Raw genomic sequence first — 19,950 nt, 5'->3', positions numbered from 1 at the left:
CGTCATGCCCTATCTGAGCGGGGAACGGCTGCCGGACTATCCGCTGGCGCGCGGCACCATCGCCGGTATCGATCATGCGACGCTGCCCGGAGAGGTCCTTCTGGCCGCCTATGAAGGCGTGGCCTATTCGCTGGTCGAATCCATCGCCGTGCTCGACCGGCACGCATCCGGCGTCGATCCAAAGGCGCCCGTCACGCTGGTGGGCGGAGGCGCGCGCGGCCGGATCTGGCAGGAAACGATCGCGCGCCTTTCGGGCCGGCCGCTGATCGTGCCCGAGTGCGAGGAGCCGGTGGCATGGGGCGCGGCGGCTCAGGCCGCCAGCCTGCTGGTGCCCGAGACGTCGCTGGAGGTGGCCAGACGCTGGCGGGTCGCGCGCGGCGCGCGGATCGCCGCCCGCAAGCGTGACGAGGCGGCGATCGACCGGATCGCGCGCGTGCGCGCCGCCGCCCATACGCTCAATGACGAGGATCACTTTTCCATTGATGCTGAAGGGAGTGCGCAGGCATGAACGATCTTGTTGACACCGTGGGTGCGATGACCGCCGTGATCGCGCCGTCGGGCCGCGAAGGTGCCATGGCCGATATGATCGGCGAGCGCTGGTCGCGGTTCGGAACGGTCGTCGAGGACCGGTTGGGCAACCTTGCCGTAACGGTGGGGTCCGGCGAACCGCACATCGCGCTGGTCGCGCACATGGACGAATTGGGCTTCGTGGTGCGCCACATCGACCGGCGCGGCTTTGTCAGGCTGAACCGGCTGGGCGGCGTGCCGGAGCGCGTTCTGGCCGGCCAGCGTATCGTGATCTGCGGAAAAGACGGCCCCGTGATCGGCGTGTTCGGCACCTATCCGCACCATTTCACGCCCGATTCGGAGAAGTACACCGTCAGGCCGATCGGCGAGATGTGGGTCGATGTGGGCGCGCGCAGCGCCCAGGACGCGGGCGAGCGGCTCGGCGTCCGGGTGGGCGATTTTGCGGTCTATGAGCGGAGTTTCCACGTCACGGGCGACACGATGATGGCCAACGCGCTCGACGACCGGGCCGCCCTGGCCGCGATCGGCGCCATGCTCGAGCGCCTGGGCGCGCCCGCGGCCGGGCGGATATCGCTGATCGCCAGCGTGCAGGAGGAGTTCTCCATCCGGGCGCTGGTGCCCACGGTGCGGCGGCTCGCGCCCGACGTGCTCATCGTCGTGGACATCAGCCCGGCCACCGACACGCCCGGCATGGAGGACCATAGCGATATCGCCCTTGGCGCGGGGCCCGTCGTCAACCTGCACAGCTTTCACGGGCGCGGCACGCTGGGCGGCGTGCTGCCGCCGCAATGGCTCGTCGAAGCGACCGAGCGGAGCGCGGCGCGCATCGGCGTGCCCCGATGCGCTGTGCGTTTCCGGCCTGACCGCGGGCGTGCCCACCGACACCTGCGCGCTTCGGATCGTCAAGCAGGCCGTGCCGGACACGCCGGTGCTCGTGAACACCGGCGTATGCGACACCAATATCGCCGAGCAGTTCGCCTATGCCGACGGTGCCGTGGTCGGCACGTTCTTCAAGAAGGACGGCATCTTCGACAATCCCGTCGACCCGGAGCGGGTGCGCAGGCTTGTCGCGATCGCCAGGGACTACAATGCCCGAAAGCCGATCGCCGCCGAATAGAGCGTCCCCACAGGCCGTGGGGCATGTTCCCGGAAACCGCATATACTTTTCGGGAACATGCTCCGACGGACCGCAGGTCGATCAGGGCATCGGTCAAGCGCCGTTCGCGCGGCGCAGGCCGCGCAGGACATCGTCCTTGCCGAGCTGTCCGATGAGGCGCCCGCCCTCGGTCACGCCGATCGGCGCGTCCGTGCCGATCAGGCCCTCAAGGCCGTCGCGCACCAGCCGGTCGGCGTCGACCGTGGCCAGGGGCCTTGCGGCCGGGGCCAGCGGCTGCATCAGATCGCGGGCGCGCAGGACGCCCAGCGGGTTCATGTGCTGCACGAATTCGGCGACATAGTCGTTCTTGGGATCGCTGAAGATATCCTGCGGCGCGCCCGTCTGGACGATCCGCCCGCCTTCCATGATCGAAATCCGGTTGCCCAGCTTGAACGCCTCGTCAAGATCGTGGCTGACGAACAGGATCGTGCGCCTGAGCCGTTCCTGCAACTCCAGCAACTCGTCCTGGAGCTTGGTGCGGATCAGCGGATCGAGCGCCGAGAAGGGCTCGTCCATCAACAGGATCGGTGCCCGTGTGGCGAAGGCGCGGGCAAGGCCGACGCGCTGCTGCATGCCGCCGGACAGTTCGCCCACCTTGCGGTCGGCCCAATCCGAAAGGCCGACCAGTTCGAGCTGCTCGTCAACGCGCGCGCGCGCCTCGGCGCGGACCATGCCGGCCAGTTCGAGCCCGAGCCCGACATTTTCGCGCACGGTCCGCCAGGGCAACAGGCCGAACTGCTGAAAGACCATGGCGACATGGTGCATGCGGATGCGGCGCAGCGTTGCCGTATCGGCGTTCGTCACATCGACCATGGTGTCGCCGTCATTGACGTGCACCGCACCGCGAACGACCGGATTGAGGCCGTTGACGGCGCGCAGGAGCGTGGACTTGCCGGACCCGGACAGCCCCATGAGCACGAGGATCTCGCCTTCCTTAACGGTAAGCGCGCAATCGTGCACGCCAAGGACGAGGCCGGTCTCGGCCTGGATCTCGCCGCGTTCCCCGCCGGCATCCATCAGCGGCAGGCCGCGTTCGGGATTGCGTCCGAACACGATGGAGACATTGTCGATCGAGATCGCCGTGCTCATCGCCTTGCCCCCATGTGCAGGATGCGGTCGAGCATGATCGCCACGACGACGATGACGAAGCCGGATTCAAAGCCGAGCGATGTGTTGACCTGGTTGAGCGCGCGCACGACCGGAACGCCCAGCCCGTCGGCGCCGACCAGCGCGGCCACCACCACCATCGACAGCGACAGCATGATCGTCTGGTTCAGCCCGGCCATGATCTGCGGCACGGCATAGGGCAGTTCCACCTTCAGGAGCGTCTGCCGCCGCGTGGCGCCGAAGGCGCGCGCCGCCTCAAGCAGGGACTGCGGCGTCGACGATATGCCCAGATAGGTCAGGCGGATCGGCGCCGGCAGCACGAAGATCACGGTGGCGATCAGGCCCGGCACCATGCCGATGCCGAAAAAGACGATGGCCGGTATCAGATAGACGAAGGTCGGCAGGGTCTGCATCAGGTCGAGAACCGGCCGCAGATAGGTGTAGAATCTCGGGCGGTGCGCGGCGGCGATGCCGATGGGCACCCCGATCGCCATGCACATCATGCAGGACGAAAGCACCAGGGTGAGGCTTTCGGTCGTCTCCTCCCAGTAGCCCTGATTGATGATGAAGAGAAAGCCGAGCATGACGAGCGCGGCGGTCTTCCAACTGCGTTGCAGCCAATAGGTGACGGCGACGAAGGTGGCGACGATGATCAGCGGATTGGGCGTCTGCAACAGCCACAGGATCGCATCGATCAGCCCTTCCATGACATCGGAGAAGGCTTCGAGAAAGACCTCGCCATTGTCGCGTACCCATTCAAAGACGGCGCTCGCCGCATCGCCCACCGGAATCTTGTTTTCGGTCAGCCAATCCAAAGCGCCGCCCCTCCCTTTGGCGTTTCGCCCATGGGGCGGCCGGCGCGTACCGCAACGCCGGCCGGTCGCCCATATGCGGCCCTAAGGCGACGGGGAAGAAACCGTGCCGCCCGCAAGGCGGGTGGTCGGCGGGGATTCACAAGCCCAGATGCGATTTCACCGCGGTCATGGAATCGCCGCCGTCGCGCGTCGTCACCCCGTCGAGCCAGACATCGAGAACATCGGCGTTTTCCTGGAGCCACGCCATGGTGGCGTCATCGGGATCGGCGCCGTCATCGAGGATCTGACCCATGATCTTGTTTTCCATCTCCAGGGTGAAATCCATGTTGGAAAACAGCGTGCCGACATTGGGGCATTCGGCCGAGTAGCCGGCGCGGGTCACCGTATGGACGACGCCCTCGCCGCCGAAGAAATCTTCGCCGCCGGGCAAGTATTTCAGCGAGAAATTGGCGTTCATCGGATGCGGCTCCCAGCCAAGGAAGACCACATGCTCATTGTCCTTGTAGGCGCGCGCGACCTGCGCCAGCATGCCCTGTTCGGAGCTTTCGACCACCCTGAAATCGCCCAGCCCGTGCGTGTCGTTCTCCGTCAGGCTGACGAGATAGGCATTGCCCTCATTGCCCGGCTCGATGCCGTAGATCTTCTCGTCGAGCTCCTCGGCGAAGCTGGCGATGTCGGCAAAGCTCTGAAGGCCGGCGTCCCAGGTATAGGTGGGCACGGCGAGCGTGTATTTCGTGCCTTCCAGGTTGACGTTGATCTGCTCGATCTCGCCGCTTTCAAGATAGGGCGTGATCGCGCTGGTCTGGGCCGGCATCCAGTTGCCCAAAAACACGTCCACATCGTCGCTTTCCAGGGATGCGAACGTCACCGGAACCGACAGAACCTTCACGTCCACCTCGTAGCCCAGCCCTTCCAGCACGTGCTTGGCGGTCGCGGTGGTGGTGGTGATGTCGGTCCAGCCGACATCGGACATCACCACGGTCTCGCAAGCCGCATGGGCCGTGCCCACCGCGCATATGGACAGAACCGAAACGGCGGTAGCTAACTTCATCAACGCCTCCCTACATTAAAGACCCCACCGGCTTGGAGATTCTTCCCGGCGCGCTTTTTTGATTGACCGATCAAACAATGAATGATTAATCCGAGAATGCAACTCCTTTTTGGAATCGGCCATGGGCGTCGAACTCAAGCGCAGGGCGCAACTGGTGAATGCGGCGATCGTCGAGATCGGCGAAACCGGCTCCCTGGAGGTAACCGTCGGGCGCATCGCAAGGCGCGCGGGCGTATCACCGGCGCTGGCCTTCCACTATTTCGGCGACAAGGAGCGTCTCTTCCTGGCGGCCATGCGCCATGTGCTCAGAGTCTATGGCGCCCAGGTCCGCAGCGCGGTTGCCGATGCCGGAACGCCGCGGGCGCGCCTTGACGCCCTGGTCGCCGCCAGTTTCAGCTCGCCCAACTTCCACCCCGGTGTGATCGCCTCCTGGCTCAATTTCTACGTGCTTGCCTACCGCTCCGACGAGGCGCGCCGCCTGCTGCGGGCCTATCACCGGCGCCTGCGCTCCAATCTGGTCCATGATTTGCGCCCGCTTGCCGGCGCGCGCGCCTGGGAGATCGCCGAACGGATCGGCGCGCTCATCGACGGTCTTTACCTGCGTTCGGCCCACGCCGCGACGGGCGATTCGGCCGAGGGCGCCGTGCCCCACGTCCTGGCCGCGCTGGACCGGGAACTGGAGGTTTGCGCATGAGGCATCCCAACATCCTCGTCCTGATGGTCGATCAGCTCAACGGAACGCTGTTTCCGGACGGGCCGGCGCAATGGCTGCACGCGCCGAACCTCAAGCGGCTGGCCGCCCGTTCGGTGCGCTTTGCCAATTGCTACACCGCCTCGCCGCTCTGCGCGCCGGGCCGGGCAAGCTTCATGTCGGGCGAATTGCCCTCGGTGACCGGTGTCTACGACAACGCCGCCGAGTTTCCCTCCGACCTGCCGACCTATGCGCACCATTTGCGGCGGGCGGGCTACCACACCTGCTTGTCGGGCAAGATGCATTTCGTCGGGCCGGACCAGATGCACGGTTTCGAGGAGCGGCTGACAACCGACATCTACCCGGCCGATTTCGGCTGGACGCCGGACTATCGCAAGCCCGGCGAGCGGATCGACTGGTGGTACCACAATATGGGCTCGGTGACCGGCGCGGGCGTCGCCGAGATCTCCAACCAGATGGAATATGACGACGAGGTGGCCCATTGCGCCGCGCGCAAGCTCTATGACCTTGCGCGCCGCCACGATGAGCGGCCCTGGTGCCTGACCGTCAGCTTCACACATCCGCACGATCCCTATCTGGCGCGCCGCAGGTTCTGGGACCTTTACGCCGATTGCGAGCGTCTTCTGCCCGAGGTCGGAGCGATCCCCTACGAGGACCACGACCCGCATTCGCAGCGCATCTTCGACGCGAACGACTGGCGCGGCTTCGACATCACCGAGGACCATGTTCGCGATGCGCGCCGGGCCTATTTCGCCAACATCTCCTATCTCGACGAAAAGGTCGGCCAGCTTCTCGACATCCTCGAAACCACCCATCAGGAGGCCGCGATCCTGTTCGTGTCCGACCATGGCGACATGCTGGGCGAGCGCGGGCTGTGGTTCAAGATGACCTTCTACGAGGGCTCGTCGCGCGTGCCGATGATGCTGGCGGCGCCGGGGCTGGAACCGCGGCGGATCGACGAGCCGGTCTCCACCATCGATGTCTGCCCCACGCTGTGCGCCCTTGCCGGCGTCGGCATGGACGAGGTGGCGCCGTGGACGGCGGGCAAGAGCCTGCTGCCGGTCGCCGAGGGGGTCGCCGCGCGCGGCGCGGTGCCGATGGAGTATGCGGCCGAGGCTTCCTACGCGCCACTCGTCGGCCTGCGCGAGGGGCGCTACAAATATGTGCGCTGCGCGCTCGATCCCGAGCAATTGTTCGATCTTGAGGCGGACCCGCACGAGCGCATCAACCTTGCCGGCGATCCGGCCCACGCCGAGGCGCTGTCGGGCTTGCGGGCCGCCGCCGACGCGCGCTGGGACCTCGACCGGTTCGACGGCGACGTGCGCAAGAGCCAGGCGCGCCGCTGGGTCGTCTACGAGGCGCTGCGCAACGGCGCCTATTTCCCCTGGGACTATCAGCCGCTGCAAAAGGCCAGCGACCGCTTCATGCGCAACCATATGGACCTGAACGAGGTCGAGGACCGCCAGCGCTATCCGCGCGGGGAGTGAGGAACGCCGATGGCTCATGCGGTGCAACCGACCGCCAGCCACTATGTGGACGGCGGCCATGTCGAGGATGCGGCGGGCGAGGCGATCCCCGTCATCTATCCCGCCACGGGCGAAACGATCGCCACCGTTCACGCCGCGACGGCGGCCATCGTCGAGCAGGCGATTTCAGCGGCCGCCGATGCGCAGAAGGACTGGGCGCGGATGCCGGGCCGCGCGCGCGGCCGCATCCTCGTCCGCGCCGCGCAGATCATCCGCGCGCGCAATCAAGAGCTGTCGCTGCTGGAGACGATGGACACCGGCAAGCCGTTGCAGGAGACGCTGGTCGCCGACGCGACGAGCGGCGCCGATGCGCTGGAGTATTTCGGCGGCCTTGCGGCAAGCCTGACCGGCGAGCACATCCCGCTCGGCGATGACTGGGCCTACACGGTTCGCGAGCCGCTGGGCGTTTGCGTCGGCATCGGGGCGTGGAACTACCCCACCCAGATCGCCTGCTGGAAGGCGGCGCCCGCGCTGGCCTGCGGCAATGCGATGGTCTTCAAGCCGTCCGAGACGACGCCGCTCTGCGCGCTGAAGATCGCCGGGATCCTCAAGGAGGCCGGCCTGCCCGACGGCGTCTTCAACGTCGTGCAGGGAATGGGGGAGACAGGAGCGCAACTGGTCGCCGACCCGCGCGTCGCCAAGGTCTCGCTGACCGGATCGGTGCCGACCGGAAAGCGCGTCTACGCCGCCGCCGCCGAGGGCATGAAGCACGTCACCATGGAGCTTGGCGGCAAGTCGCCGCTGATCGTCTTCGACGATTGCGATCTCGACAACGCCGTCGGCGGCGCGATCCTCGGCAATTTCTACGCCTCCGGCCAGGTCTGCTCGAACGGCACGCGCGTCTTCGTGCAGCGCGCCATCAAGGAACGTTTCCTGAACCGGCTGGCCGAACGGCTCGCCAAGGCCGTCATCGGCGATCCGCGCGATATGGCCACCAGCTTCGGGCCGATGGCAAGCCAGGCCCAGATGGAGATCGTGCTGGGCTATATCGACAAGGGCATCGCCGAAGGCGCGCGGCTGGTCGCGGGCGGCAAGCGCATCGACCGCGACGGTTTCTTCGTCGCGCCGACCGTGTTCGCCGACGCCACCGACCGGATGACCATCGTTCGCGAGGAGATTTTCGGCCCGGTGATGGCGGTGCTGGATTTCGACACCGAGGACGAGGCCGTCGCCCGCGCCAACGCCACGCCCTACGGCCTGTCGGCCGGCGTCTTCACGGGCGACCTGAGCCGCGCGCACCGGGTGATCGGCCGGCTCGAAGCGGGGAGCTGTTTCATCAACTCCTACAATGACGCGCCGGTCGAGGTGCCCTTCGGCGGCGTCAAGCTGTCCGGTGTCGGCCGCGAGAACGCCAAGGCCGCGATCGAGCACTACAGCCAGCTCAAATCCGTCTATGTGCGCATGGGCGAGGTGGAGGCGCCCTTTTGATGCAGGCCGAATATGTCGTCGTCGGTGCCGGCAGCGCGGGCTGCGCGGTCGCCTGCCGCCTCGCCGAGGCCGGCAAGCGCGTGCTCATCATCGAGCATGGCGGCAGCGACCGGGGGCCTTTCATCCAGATGCCGGGCGCGCTCAGCTATCCGATGAACATGGCGCGCTACGACTGGGGCTTTCGCACCGAGCCGGAACCGCATCTGGGCGGCCGGCGCCTGGCGGTGCCGCGCGGCAAGGTCGTCGGCGGCTCCTCCTCGATCAACGGCATGATCTATGTGCGCGGCCATGCGCGCGATTACGACCACTGGCGCGACCAGGGCGCCGCCGGCTGGGGCTATGCGGACGTGCTGCCCTATTTCAAGCGCCTGGAATGCTGGGACGATGGCGGCCATGGCGGCGACCCGGCATGGCGCGGCGCCGACGGCCCGCTTCACGTCACGCGCGGGCGGCGCGACAACCCGCTCACGCGCGCCTTCGTCGAGGCCGGCCGTCAGGCCGGCTATCCGGTCACCGGCGACTATAACGGCCACCGCCAGGAAGGGTTCGGCCCGTTCGACATGACCGTCCACAAGGGCGAGCGCTGGTCCGCCGCCAAAGCCTATCTGCGACCGGCCCTCAAGCGCGACAACTGCACGCTGGTGCGCGCCCTGGCCCGCAAGGTCGTGATGGAGCAGGGGCGCGCCACGGGGGTCGAGGTCGAGCGCGGCGGTCGAATCGAAACCATCGTCGCGGAACGCGAGGTCATCCTCGCCGCCTCGTCGATCAACACGCCCAAGCTTTTGATGCTGTCCGGCATCGGCCCGGCCGCGCATCTGGCCGGGCACGGCATCGATGTCGTGGCGGATCGGCCGGGTGTCGGCCGCAACCTTCAGGACCATCTCGAACTCTATATCCAGGCCGCCGCCTCGCAGCCGGTTTCGCTGTTCCGCTACTGGAACCTTCCGGGCAAGGCCTATGTCGGTGCGCGCTGGCTGCTGTCGCGCTCCGGGCCGGGGGCATCCAACCAGTTCGAAAGCGCCGCCTTCATCCGCTCCGCCGCCGGCATCGACTATCCGGACATCCAGTATCACTTCCTGCCGATCGCGGTGCGCTATGACGGCCGGGCGGCGGCCGAGGGCCACGGCTTTCAGGCCCATGTGGGGCCGATGCGCAGCCGGTCGCGCGGCGCGGTGGCCCTGCGATCCACCGATCCGCGAGAAGCGCCAAGCATCCTCTTCAACTATATGAGCCACGAAGAGGACTGGCAGGATTTTCGGACCGCCATTCGCCTGACCCGCGAGATTTTCGCGCAGGAGGCGTTCGCGCCCTACTACAAGCATGAAATCCAGCCCGGCGCCGATGTGCAGGGCGACGATGAACTCGATGATTTCATCCGCGCCCACGTCGAAAGCGCCTATCACCCCTGCGGCACGGCCCGCATGGGCGCGCGCGACGATCCGATGGCCGTCGTCGACCCCGAAACCCGCGTGATCGGCGTTGACGGCTTGCGCGTCGCCGACAGTTCGATCTTTCCGCGGATCACCAACGGCAATCTCAACGCGCCCTCGATCATGGTCGGCGAGAAGGCATCCGATCACATTGCGGGCCGGGCTCCGCTCGCGCCCGACAACAGCGAGCCGTGGATCCACCCGGACTGGCGGACAGCGCAGCGATAGGGCTGTTTCAGCCTGGAATCGTTCAAAACTAGAGTGTTTGACACCACTTTTCCGATCCTGCATAGGTAGGCTTGGCCGGCAAGCTTTGATCGACGTTCAGCGAGCGCGAGGCCGGCCGGTGCCCGGCCATTTTCCGGTCGGGTCCGAAAAATGGAAATGCAGGTCTTCCGTTACGGTGAGGCTTTTCCACGAAATTCAATCACAGACCTTTTTGTTGATCGGAGCCTTCAGATGAAATCCACCTCACCACTCGCGGCGGCGTTGCTGATGACGTCTGCCCTGGGCGCGGCGCCGGCCATGGCCGAAGTGACCGCCGAAACCGTGGCGACCCATTACGCCGATATGGCGCTCGCCAAGTACCAGGATTCGCTGGAGACGGCCAAAGCGCTCGATTCGGCCATCGGCGCGCTGGTTTCGAGCCCCTCCGCCCAGGCACTGCAAGCGGCCAGGGATGCATGGCTCGCCGCCCGCGTTCCCTATCAGCAAACCGAGGTCTACCGCTTCGGCAACGCCATCGTCGACGATTGGGAGGGCCGGGTGAACGCCTGGCCGCTGGACGAGGGCCTCATCGACTATGTCGATGCGTCCTACGGGACCGAAAATGACGAGAACACGCTTTATACGGCCAACGTGATCGCCAATGCCGCCGTGGCCGTCAACGGCGAGGCGGTCGACGCCTCGGCGATCACGCCGGATCTCATCGCGTCCGTTCTGCACGAGGCCGGCGAAGTGGAGGCCAATGTCGCCTCCGGCTACCATGCCATCGAGTTCCTTTTGTGGGGCCAGGATCTGAACGGCACGGGGCCGGGCGCCGGCGAGCGGCCCTGGACCGACTATGCGGCGGGCGAGGACTGCACCAACGGAAGCTGCGACCGGCGCGGGGCGTATCTGGTGGCGGCCTCCGACCTGCTTCTGACCGATCTTGAGGAAATGGTCGGCAACTGGGAAGCTGGCGGAGACGCCCGCGGCGAACTGCTCGCCGATCCTGAAAATGCGCTGTCGATCATCCTGACGGGCATGGGATCGCTGTCCTACGGCGAACTGGCCGGCGAGCGGATGAAGCTCGGCCTGCTTCTGCACGATCCCGAGGAGGAGCATGACTGCTTCGCCGACAACACGCACAACTCGCACCGCTACAACGCCGTCGGCATCAACAATGTCTACACCGGAGCCTATAGGCGCGTTGACGGGTCGGTGGTCTCGGGACCGGCGATCCGCGATCTGGTGGCGGCCGCCGATCCCGCCGTCGCCGAAGAACTGGCCGGCAAGCTCATGACGACCGTCGACTTGATGCAGGTTATGGTCGATCGCGCCGAGACCGTCGAAGCCTATGACCAGATGATCGGCGAGGGCAATGACGCGGGCAACGCGGTCGTGCAGGCCGCGATCGACGGCCTTATCGACCAGACGCGCTCGATCGAACGGGCCGTCGCCGCGCTTAAGCTGGGCACGCTGGAGTTTGAGGGTTCCGACAGTCTCGACGATCCCCAGGCCGTATTCCAGTAAGGCAAGCAGGCGGGTCGGCCGTTCTCGCCTCGCCCTTCGAAGGGCTCGGGGTGAGGGCTTGATGTGCGGTTGGGCTTGCACGGCCCGGCCGCGCGGAGGGGCATGCCGGGGAACAGGACCAGGCCGCCAAGGTGACCTATTTTTCAGCGGACGAACCAAATGTGCTCCAGATCGCGCAGAAGAGCCCTCGTCATCGGCCTTGCCGCATTGATCGCCGCCACGCCGGCGGGCGCCCTTGATGGCTACGACCTGCCGCGATCACGCGCCGATCTGACGGCCGAGGATCGGGCGCGCGTGGAGCGCGTCACGCAGCCGACCGGGGACTTCACCGCGGCCGAACCCTTCGAGGCCATGGCCGGCGGGGCCGGCACGTCGCGCAAGCGCGTCAATCGCGATGCTTTTTCCCATTCCAACCGGAACCTGACCTTCGAGCAGGAGCAGGACTTCAAGCTCGGCAACGCGCTGTTCCGCAAGCTGTGGGTGTCCTCGCCATCGTCGACCCAGGCGTCCGACGGGCTCGGCCCGCTGTTCAACGCGCGCGCCTGCCAGAGCTGCCACCTCAAGGACGGGCGCGGCCATCCGCCCGAGGGCGATCCGGACGCCACCTCCATGTTCCTGCGGCTGGCCCGCAAGGCGCAGACGCCCGACGAGATCGCGGCGGTCGAGACCTATCGCGCCGCCAACATGCCCGATCCGACCTATGGCGGTCAGTTGCAGGATCTCGCCGTGCCGGGCCTTCGGGCCGAGGGCAGGATGGTGATCACCTATCAGGAGGAGCCGTTCGAACTCGGCGACGGCACCATCGTCATGCTGCGCAAGCCGACCTATTCGGTCGCCGATCTCGGCTACGGGCCGATGCATCCGGACACGACGCTGTCGCCGCGCATCGCCCCGCAGATGATCGGCATGGGCCTGATCGAGGCGATCCATCCCGCCGACATCATCGCCAACGCCGACCCCGACGATCTCGACGAAGACGGCATTTCGGGGCGCGTTGCGCTGGCGCGCGACCCCCAAGGCAATGTCGCGCTCGGCCGGTTCGGCTGGAAGGCGCAGAACGCCACGGTTCGCCAGCAGTCCGCCGGCGCGTTCGCCGGCGACATCGGCATTTCCTCGCCCGACGCGCCCGGCCATCACGGCGACTGCACCCAGAACCAGCCCGAGTGCCTTGCCATGCCGACCGGCGTACAGCCGCGCCTGGGCGACACCGAGGCGCCCGATCCCGTGCTCGATCTCGTCGTCTTCTACTCGGAGAACCTGGCCGTGCCGGCGCGTCGCGACGTGGACGAGCCGCGCATCCTGCGCGGCAAGCAGGCGTTCTATGAGAGCGGCTGCGTTGCCTGCCACACGCCGAAATTCGTCACGTCCCACCAGGCGGCGCACCCCGCGCACCGCTTCCAGCTGATCTGGCCCTATTCGGACTTCCTGCTGCACGATCTGGGAGAGGGGCTCGCCGACGGCCAAAGGGTCGGCCGCGCGAGCGGCACGGAATGGCGCACCGCGCCGCTCTGGGGAATCGGCCTGACCGAAACGGTCAACGGCCACACCTTCTTTCTGCACGACGGCCGGGCGCGCAATCTGACAGAGGCGATCCTGTGGCACGGCGGCGAAGCCGAACGGGCGCGCGATGCCTTCGCCGCGCTCGACAAGGCCGACCGCGACGCGCTGATCGCCTTTGTGGAGAGCCTTTGATGCGTTTTGTCGTTGCCTGCGCCCTCGCGCTCATCCTTGCATGGCCGGGCGCATCCAAGGCGCAGGACAAGACCATCGCGCAAGCGGTCGAGGATGCGATCGACAAGGCCATCCGCCCCGGCTTTGCCGCGTTCGCCGATCAGGCCCGGATGATGGCCCGATCGACGGCCGCCCTGTGCGCGCAGCCCTCCGGGGACGCGCTGGCGGCCGCTCGCGCCGGTTTTGGCGGGCTGGTCGAGGCATGGGGACGCATCGAGTTCGTCCGGCTCGGCCCGCTGTCGCGGGAAAACCGGCTGGAGCGCATCCTGTTCTGGCCCGACCGGCGCGGCCGGGGTCTGCGGCAGATACAGGCCGTGATCGCCACCGGCGGCGAAACGGCGCTGCGCAGCGAAACGCTGGCCGGCAAGTCGGTCGCGGTCCAGGGCCTTGCGGCGCTCGAATATGCGCTGTTCGGCACCGGCGGCGAGACGATCGTCTCCGGCCCCGACGCGCGGCGCTGCGCCTACGCCCGGGCCGTCGCCGGCAATGTCGCCACGATCGCCGGCGCGCTCTCCGCCGCCTGGCAGGCCGATGACGGCATCGCCGCGCTCTGGCTCGACCCGTCGGCCGACAACCCGCTGTTCCGCGACGAGGCCGAGCAGATCAATGCCCTGGTCAAGACGATCGGCGACGCCCTGGAGATCATGAAGGTGCAACGTGTCGACGCGGTTTTGCGCAAGGACCGGGCCGGCATGCGGCCCCGTTCGGCGCTGTTCTGGCGCTCGCACAACTGGGTGCCCTCGCTGGCCGCCAACATTGCCGGGCTGCGCGCCCTGGTCGATGCGGCCGATCTTCAAGCGACCGTGAACGCCGAGCGCGGGCGCTTCGTCGGCGCGATGACGTTCGAATTCGGCAATGCCGCGCGCGCCCTGGGCCAAACCCGGATGCCGGTTGAGGCGATCGCCGCAGATGAGGACGCCTATGGCCGCATGACCTATGTCGGCCTGATCGTCACGGGCCTGGCGGACGTCTCGGCGAGGCGGCTCAGGGAGATATACGAGCTGTCTTCGGGGTTCTCGTCGCTGGACGGCGATTGATGTTCCGCCGCGGCGGCACATCGCCCATCGGGCGCCGTGCGTTCCTGAAGGCGGCGGGCGCGGGTTTTGCCGCTTCGCTTGCGCCGCCCGCCGCCGAAGCGCTCGCGCGAAGCGATGCCGTGTTCGCCTCGGCCTATCGCGACAGGGGCGGCGCTTTCGGGATCGCGCTCCTGAGCGAGGACGGGGCGATCGTGCACCGCTATGCGCTGCCCGCGCGCGGGCACGATCTCGTCCGCCGGCCGGGGGGGACGACGTTGATTGCGTTCGCGCGCCGGCCGGGCACTTTCGCTGCGGCCTTCGATCTGGCGCGCGCGGACGAACCGCGGATCATAAAGGCGCCCGAGGGCCGCCACTTTTACGGCCATGGCGCGTTTTCGGCCGATGGGCGGCTGCTCTATGCGACCGAGAACGATTTCGGCGCCGCGCGCGGCGTGGTCGGTGTTTACGATGCGACCGGCGACCATGTGCGCCTGGGCGAGTTCGACACGTTCGGGACCGGTCCGCACGAACTGGCGCTCCTGCTCGACGGCAAGACGCTGGCGGTCGCCAATGGCGGCATCGAAACCCATCCCGACTATCCGCGCGCCAAGCTGAACGTGCCGACCATGCGGCCGAACCTTGCCTTCATCGACGCCGAATCCGGCTCCCTGATCGCGCGACACGCGCTGCCGGCGCACATGCGCAAGCTGTCGATCCGCCATCTGGCGATCGGGTCCGGGGGCGATGTCTGGTTCGCCTGTCAGAACGAGGGCGACATCGCCGAGCCCGTGGCGCTGATCGGCCGCGCGAGGATGCGGACGGGGGCGTGCGAGCCGGTCGACCTGCCGCAGGCCGCAACCTTGTCCCTGCGCGGTTATGTCGGATCGATCGCCGCGAATGCCGAGACCGGCCATATCGCCATTGCCTCGCCGCGTGGCGGTGTCGCGCTGGAGGTGGACCCTGACAGGGGCGGCATCGTCCGCTCGACGATGCTGCCCGATGTGTGCGGCATCGCGCCGAGCGGTTCCGGCTTTGCCTTTTCGTCGGGCGAGGGCACCTTCGCCGCGCGCCGGCATCGGCTCGGCTTCGACAACCACATCGTCGATATCGCCGATGCGCGGGGGCAAGCGCCCGGTTTCCGTGCAATGCGTTGATTTCATGCCATTGGGGGTAGCATTGGAGCCGCAGGCGGGATATCTGGCCGCCATCGTCGGGTTCGCCCGTCCGTACCGATCTGGCCCGTGGGGGCCGGTCGTCGGGCGTGCGCCCTTGCAGGATCCGGCCACTGGCGCGTCGGGCATGTCGTGTTGGGCAAGCGGCGTAAAGGGCCATTGCGCAGGAAGGTTTCATCGATGCGCATCTTGAAGTATCCGAGCCCGCCGTCCACGGGGCGCGGCGGTCTTTGCGCGCATGTCGCCGTGGCCGCCCCCTGCCCGGAATGCTGATGTCTTCGCCGAAAAACCGCAGGACCGTCATCAAGGCGTCGAACGTTCGCGCCCAGGCTCTGGCCGACCTGCTCGAAGGGCTCGTCAAGCCGCAATTGTGGTGGCATTTCGCCGCTCACGACATCAAGCAGCGCTTTCGCCGCTCGACCTTCGGCCCGTTCTGGATCACCCTGTCGATGGGCATCATGGTCGCCGCGCTCGGCTTCGTCTTCAGCCAGGTGTTCAACCAGCCGATCGACATCTTCATCCCCTATCTGGCGACGGGGCTGATCTTCTGGGGCCTGCTGACCTCGGTGGTCAATGAGGGCTGCACCGCCTTCATCCAGTCCGAGGGCTACATCAAGAACGTGCCGATGCCGCTGAGCGTGCACTATTATCGCACGTTTGCGCGCAACATGATCATCTGGCTGTTCAACATGGCGATCTACCTGATCGTCTATCTGATCTTCAGGCACGAACTGTCCTGGGCGATGGTGCTGTTCATTCCCGGCTTCGTGCTGTTCTGCGCCAACATCTTCCTGATGGGGCTGGTGGCCGGGATCCTGTCGACCCGCTATCGCGACATTCCGCAGGTCATCGGCAACATGCTTCAGGTCGTCTTCTTCGTCACGCCGATCTTCTGGTCGGTCGATGCGCTGCCCGAGCGTCCCGCGCTCGTCGCGCTCAACCCGTTCTACCATCTGATCGAGATCGTGCGCGCGCCGCTTCTGGGCGCGGCACCGGCCCCCCAATCGTGGCTGGCCGCCTCGCTGATGGTGCTGCTGGCCCTGCCGGTCACGGCCTGGCTCTATCGCCGCGCCTATGCGCGCATACCCTATTGGGTCTAGGAACGCTCGCCATGGCGCATATCTCGATCAGGAACCTGACCGTCGAGTTCAAGGTCTACGGTTCGAACTCGCGTTCGATGAAAAAGCAGATCCTGTCCCAGGCGACGGGCGGGCGCATCGCCAAGGGCGCCGACGATGCGATGACCGTCAAGGCGCTGGACAATGTGTCGCTGGAGATCGGCGACGGCGAGCGGATCGGCCTTGTCGGCCACAATGGCGCGGGCAAGTCGACCCTTCTGCGCACGCTCGCCGGCATCTACAAGCCGACCGGCGGCTCCATCGAAATCGACGGCACCGTGGGCACGCTGATCGACCCCGCCGCCGGCATGGACCCCGAGGCGACGGGGATAGAGAACGTCTATCTGCGCGGTTACCTGCTGGGCATGCGGGAACGGGAAATCCGCGACCTGATCCCGAGCATCGCCGAGTTCACCGAGCTTGGCGAGTTCCTCAACATGCCGGTGAAGACCTATTCGGCGGGCATGTTTTCAAGGCTGGGGTTTGCGATATCGACGGCGATCAATCCCGAAATCGTGCTCATCGACGAATATCTGGGCACCGCCGACGCGAACTTCCAGAAAAAGATGGTCCAGAGAATAGCCGACTTCATCGACTCGGTACGCATCCTCGTGCTGGCATCGCATGACGAGCACATGATGGCCTCGTTCGGCTGTCGGCAGATCGCGATATCACAGGGGGCAGTAACACGTGTTTGAACCGATTTCATTTACCAACCGCGACCGCATCACGCAAGCTGTAAGGGAGGTCAACAAAAGCGTTTCGCAGATCGATGCCGATATGGGCGAAGCCTATGTGACGCTGTGTACGCCCAACTACTTCTTCGGGCTGATCGGTCTGCACAACTCGCTGCGTGCCACAGGTGACCGGCGCCCGCTCATCGTGCTCACCGACGTCGAGTGGACCTATAAGGAACGCGTCGGCTGGCAGAACACGCACTTCATCCCGATCCCCAAGATCGTCAACCCGGACTATAATCCGGGACGTTCCGAGTTCGCCCAGGTTCTGTCGAAGTTCTGGGCGTTCGGGCTCGAGCCGATCGGCAAGCTGGTCTTTCTCGATTCGGACATGATCATCCGCAACGCCATCGGCGAACTGTTCGCGCATGAGGGCCTGTGGTTCGCGCCCGACTATGTGGAATCGACGAACACGCATCGCTTCAACACCGGTCTCTTTGTCTGCCAGCCGAGCGCCGCGCTGTTCTCGCAGATCATCGCGGCCCTCAGGGACTCCGAATCCTATGACGGGGGCGATCAGGGCCATCTGAACAACATCCTGCACAACCAGGCCAGGCTTCTGCCGGCCGAGTATAATGTGACCCGTCATTTCTATGCCTATTCAGGCGTTGAGATCGACCAGTCAAAGGCCAAGGTCCTGCACTATATCGTCAAGAAGCCCTGGCAGCTCAAATATTCCGAGCCACCGGACATGATGATGTTAGACCTCGATGATGTCTGGACGTCCTATCTCGACCGCGACGAACTGCTGCTCCTCATCAAGAAATGGCGGCGCGAGACCTTCTTTCTCTATGAGCGGGAGCGAAGCTTTTCCCTGCGTGGCATCCTTTACGACCGGATCGTGACCAAGGGCGGCCAACTGATCCGGCTGGCCAAATATGCCGTCGTCGCGCTGGCGGTCCTTGTCATCATTTACACGGCAATGCTCCTGGCGCTCTTCTGGCGCGCATTTTCGTGATCGGCGCCTGCCGGGGCTGCGGGATCGGCCCGCGACCACGGTGATGAACGGATACATGGTCGGGAGCTGGCCTAATGGCCATTCCGAATTGCGCGACAGAGTACGCCAGAGCACGATAAGCCACTGCTTCCAATAGACTTTCTGAATCAACGCTCCGAAGACTCTATCCCCCGATAACCCCGGAATTTGCTCCCATGTGCTTACGTGAAATCCGGGTCCGACAGGAACCGAGACGATGGCGAAGATCACGAAACGAACCGTAGACGGTGCCGAGACACAGGCCAAGGACTACATCATCTGGGACGATGAGCTGCCCTGCTTCGAGTTGCGAGTCTTCCCGTCCGGCAAACGCAGCTACGTCATTCAGTATCGCGCACGCGGACGGTCACGCCGCTACTCGATCGGCTTGCACGGGGTGTGGACCCCGGAAACTGCCCGTCGCGCGGTGAAAGTCCGCCTGGGTGACGTCGCCCAAGGTGATGACCCCGTAGCCGAACGAGAGGAAGAGCGTCGCGCGGTCACTGTTTGGCAGTTGCAGTCGGCTGTTGGCTCGCAGGCCAGCTGCAACGCGTCCGAGGTTGCGATTGTCAGGGGCGGCGACGGTTCGCGATGACGGGCCAGAATGTTCAGAACGACACCGGTGGAATGGACATTGTGTGCCAGCGCCTCGGCGCAGGCGGCATCGACGGCGTCCAGGCCATCGGTGAGCACGGCGGCAAGGATATCGACCATCTGCCGGTCGCCACCTGGTTGGCGTTCCAGCTTGCGCTGTACGCGCCGCAGAGCGGTCGGCAGATCCCACGCCTTGAACGGCGCTCCGTTGCGCAGGGCGCCGGGTTTGCGGGCCAAGACGGGTATGTAATGCAGGGGATCGTAGACGGTGTTGTTGCGCCCGAAGACACGCTCATGGCTGCCGACGATCCGACCATCCTGCCAGCATTTCAGCCGATCGGCATAGGCTCTGATCTCGACCGGCCGCCCCACCGCGCGGGCATCGACCGAGTATCGGTTCTTGTCGAAGCGGATCAGGCAGGTATTTGAGACAGATGCCGGCACGGCATGGAACCCGTCGAAGGGACCGACATAGGGAACAAGGCTCGCCCGCTCTTCTTCGAACATCTCCCAGATGGTCTGCTCCCGCAGTTCCGGATGCGTGTTTGCCCGGGCGTAGGCGATGCAGCGGTCTTCGAGCCAGGCATTCAGTTCGGCATAGGATTTGAACTTCGGGCGCGGCACGAAGAACCGCCGGCGGATCACGCCGACCTGGTTCTCGACTTGCCCCTTCTCCCAGCCGGACGCGGGTGTACAGGCAACCGGCTCGACCAGGTAATGCCCGCACATCTGCTGGAAGCGGCGATTGTAGGCCCGATCCTTGCCGACAAAGATCGTGTCCACCGCCGTCTTCATGTTGTCGTAGATGCCTCGCGCGCAGGCGCCGCCGAAAAAGGCGAACGCCTTGTCGTGCGCGTCGAACACCATCCCCTGGGTCTCGCGAGGATAGGCTCGCACATACGGCATCCGGCTGTGGCACAGGCGGATACGGGCGACCTTCACTGTTGTGGTCACACCGTCGATCAGAACGATCTCGTGGCTCCAATCGAACTGGTAGGCTTCACCTGGATCGAAGCTCAGCGGAACATAGGCGCTGGCCGACGCCTCCTGCATCGCCTTGGACCAGCTGGAGATCCGCAAGAGCCGTATGATTTTGGTGTGATGCGGTCGGGTTGATGG

The 19,950-nt window shown here is 65.9% G+C and carries 17 protein-coding genes and 2 pseudogenes; 15 read left to right on the top strand and 4 right to left on the bottom strand.

The window, feature by feature from the left end; genetic code table 11:
- The 3 genes and pseudogenes from AC5E6L_RS05900 to AC5E6L_RS05890 form a co-directional block, all read left to right on the top strand.
- On the top strand, positions 1-508 hold a 508-nt coding region (locus tag AC5E6L_RS05900; RefSeq protein ID WP_491771920.1), incomplete at its 5' end, for an FGGY-family carbohydrate kinase.
- Positions 505-1,209: pseudogene (locus tag AC5E6L_RS05895) on the top strand (hypothetical protein); the annotation flags it as partial. The gene AC5E6L_RS05900 and the pseudogene AC5E6L_RS05895, both read left to right, overlap by 4 nt.
- A gap of 190 nt (positions 1,210-1,399) precedes the next feature.
- Positions 1,400-1,645, top strand: coding sequence for a BtpA/SgcQ family protein (locus AC5E6L_RS05890; protein ID WP_491771918.1), 246 nt, complete (start codon positions 1,400-1,402; stop codon positions 1,643-1,645).
- A 93-nt stretch (positions 1,646-1,738) separates the two neighbouring features.
- On the opposite strand, the gene choV is transcribed toward AC5E6L_RS05890, so the two are convergent.
- From choV to choX, 3 genes are all read right to left on the bottom strand, one after another.
- Entirely contained in the window at positions 1,739-2,773 is a 1,035-nt protein-coding gene (choV, locus tag AC5E6L_RS05885) for a choline ABC transporter ATP-binding protein (protein ID WP_491230257.1), read from the bottom strand.
- A complete protein-coding gene (gene choW / locus AC5E6L_RS05880) occupies positions 2,770-3,606 on the bottom strand; it encodes a choline ABC transporter permease subunit (protein WP_491230256.1) in 837 nt (278 codons plus the stop codon). The genes choV and choW overlap by 4 nt, the downstream gene beginning before the upstream one ends.
- 136 nt (positions 3,607-3,742) lie before the next feature.
- Positions 3,743-4,657, bottom strand: a complete 915-nt coding sequence (gene choX, locus AC5E6L_RS05875) for a choline ABC transporter substrate-binding protein (RefSeq protein WP_491230255.1) — start codon at positions 4,655-4,657, stop codon at positions 3,743-3,745.
- A 121-nt stretch (positions 4,658-4,778) separates the two neighbouring features.
- Here choX and betI point away from each other — a divergent pair, with 121 nt between their 5' ends.
- From betI to AC5E6L_RS05815, 12 genes and pseudogenes are all read left to right on the top strand, one after another.
- A complete protein-coding gene (gene betI / locus AC5E6L_RS05870; protein WP_491230254.1) occupies positions 4,779-5,351 on the top strand; it encodes a transcriptional regulator BetI in 573 nt (190 codons plus the stop codon).
- Positions 5,348-6,856 carry a choline-sulfatase gene (betC, locus tag AC5E6L_RS05865; protein WP_491771914.1) on the top strand — a complete coding sequence of 503 codons (1,509 nt, stop codon included), beginning with the start codon at positions 5,348-5,350 and terminating at the stop codon, positions 6,854-6,856. The genes betI and betC overlap by 4 nt, the downstream gene beginning before the upstream one ends.
- Before the next feature lie 9 nt (positions 6,857-6,865).
- Positions 6,866-8,323 carry a betaine-aldehyde dehydrogenase gene (betB, locus tag AC5E6L_RS05860; protein ID WP_491771912.1) on the top strand — a complete coding sequence of 486 codons (1,458 nt, stop codon included), beginning with the start codon at positions 6,866-6,868 and terminating at the stop codon, positions 8,321-8,323.
- Complete coding sequence (gene betA, locus AC5E6L_RS05855; protein ID WP_491771910.1) at positions 8,323-9,981, top strand: choline dehydrogenase; 1,659 nt, start codon at positions 8,323-8,325, stop codon at positions 9,979-9,981. Before betB ends, betA begins: the two co-directional genes overlap by 1 nt.
- A 231-nt stretch (positions 9,982-10,212) precedes the next feature.
- Positions 10,213-11,487 carry an imelysin family protein gene (locus tag AC5E6L_RS05850; protein WP_491229583.1) on the top strand — a complete coding sequence of 425 codons (1,275 nt, stop codon included), beginning with the start codon at positions 10,213-10,215 and terminating at the stop codon, positions 11,485-11,487.
- A 159-nt stretch (positions 11,488-11,646) separates the two neighbouring features.
- Positions 11,647-13,179: a di-heme oxidoreductase family protein gene (locus tag AC5E6L_RS05845; RefSeq protein ID WP_491771908.1), complete on the top strand. Its 1,533-nt coding sequence runs from the start codon at positions 11,647-11,649 to the stop codon at positions 13,177-13,179.
- Positions 13,179-14,255: an imelysin family protein gene (locus tag AC5E6L_RS05840; RefSeq protein WP_491771906.1), complete on the top strand. Its 1,077-nt coding sequence runs from the start codon at positions 13,179-13,181 to the stop codon at positions 14,253-14,255. Before AC5E6L_RS05845 ends, AC5E6L_RS05840 begins: the two co-directional genes overlap by 1 nt.
- Positions 14,255-15,388 carry a DUF1513 domain-containing protein gene (locus tag AC5E6L_RS05835; protein ID WP_491771904.1) on the top strand — a complete coding sequence of 378 codons (1,134 nt, stop codon included), beginning with the start codon at positions 14,255-14,257 and terminating at the stop codon, positions 15,386-15,388. The genes AC5E6L_RS05840 and AC5E6L_RS05835 overlap by 1 nt, the downstream gene beginning before the upstream one ends.
- Before the next feature lie 290 nt (positions 15,389-15,678).
- Complete coding sequence (locus AC5E6L_RS05830; RefSeq protein ID WP_491771902.1) at positions 15,679-16,506, top strand: ABC transporter permease; 828 nt, start codon at positions 15,679-15,681, stop codon at positions 16,504-16,506.
- Positions 16,507-16,517: 11 nt separating this feature from the next.
- On the top strand, positions 16,518-17,222 hold the full coding sequence (locus tag AC5E6L_RS05825) for an ABC transporter ATP-binding protein (protein ID WP_491229588.1): 705 nt from the start codon (positions 16,518-16,520) through the stop codon (positions 17,220-17,222).
- Positions 17,215-18,219: a glycosyltransferase gene (locus tag AC5E6L_RS05820; RefSeq protein ID WP_491771900.1), complete on the top strand. Its 1,005-nt coding sequence runs from the start codon at positions 17,215-17,217 to the stop codon at positions 18,217-18,219. The genes AC5E6L_RS05825 and AC5E6L_RS05820 overlap by 8 nt, the downstream gene beginning before the upstream one ends.
- Before the next feature lie 235 nt (positions 18,220-18,454).
- A pseudogene (locus AC5E6L_RS05815) lies at positions 18,455-18,667 on the top strand (Arm DNA-binding domain-containing protein); the annotation flags it as partial.
- Here the strand turns inward: AC5E6L_RS05815 and istA are convergent.
- On the bottom strand, positions 18,613-19,950 hold a 1,338-nt coding region (istA, locus tag AC5E6L_RS05810), incomplete at its 5' end, for an IS21 family transposase (protein ID WP_491771898.1). The pseudogene AC5E6L_RS05815 and the gene istA overlap by 55 nt on opposite strands.

This window comes from Roseitalea sp. (assembly GCF_984466335.1).
This window is presented reverse-complemented; position numbering and strand designations above follow the sequence as displayed.

What these genes read in the sequence shown, in the direction of transcription:
- betA (WP_491771910.1), top strand. Translation starts at nt 8,323, where the DNA reads ATGCAGGCCGAATATGTCGTCGTCGGTGCCGGCAGCGCGGGCTGCGCG.
- AC5E6L_RS05850 (WP_491229583.1), top strand. Translation starts at nt 10,213, where the DNA reads ATGAAATCCACCTCACCACTCGCGGCGGCGTTGCTGATGACGTCTGCC.
- betB (WP_491771912.1), top strand. Translation starts at nt 6,866, where the DNA reads ATGGCTCATGCGGTGCAACCGACCGCCAGCCACTATGTGGACGGCGGC.
- choV (WP_491230257.1), bottom strand. Translation starts at nt 2,773, where the DNA reads ATGAGCACGGCGATCTCGATCGACAATGTCTCCATCGTGTTCGGACGC.
- AC5E6L_RS05840 (WP_491771906.1), top strand. Translation starts at nt 13,179, where the DNA reads ATGCGTTTTGTCGTTGCCTGCGCCCTCGCGCTCATCCTTGCATGGCCG.
- AC5E6L_RS05835 (WP_491771904.1), top strand. Translation starts at nt 14,255, where the DNA reads ATGTTCCGCCGCGGCGGCACATCGCCCATCGGGCGCCGTGCGTTCCTG.
- AC5E6L_RS05830 (WP_491771902.1), top strand. Translation starts at nt 15,679, where the DNA reads ATGTCTTCGCCGAAAAACCGCAGGACCGTCATCAAGGCGTCGAACGTT.
- betI (WP_491230254.1), top strand. Translation starts at nt 4,779, where the DNA reads ATGGGCGTCGAACTCAAGCGCAGGGCGCAACTGGTGAATGCGGCGATC.
- betC (WP_491771914.1), top strand. Translation starts at nt 5,348, where the DNA reads ATGAGGCATCCCAACATCCTCGTCCTGATGGTCGATCAGCTCAACGGA.
- AC5E6L_RS05825 (WP_491229588.1), top strand. Translation starts at nt 16,518, where the DNA reads ATGGCGCATATCTCGATCAGGAACCTGACCGTCGAGTTCAAGGTCTAC.
- AC5E6L_RS05845 (WP_491771908.1), top strand. Translation starts at nt 11,647, where the DNA reads ATGTGCTCCAGATCGCGCAGAAGAGCCCTCGTCATCGGCCTTGCCGCA.
- choX (WP_491230255.1), bottom strand. Translation starts at nt 4,657, where the DNA reads ATGAAGTTAGCTACCGCCGTTTCGGTTCTGTCCATATGCGCGGTGGGC.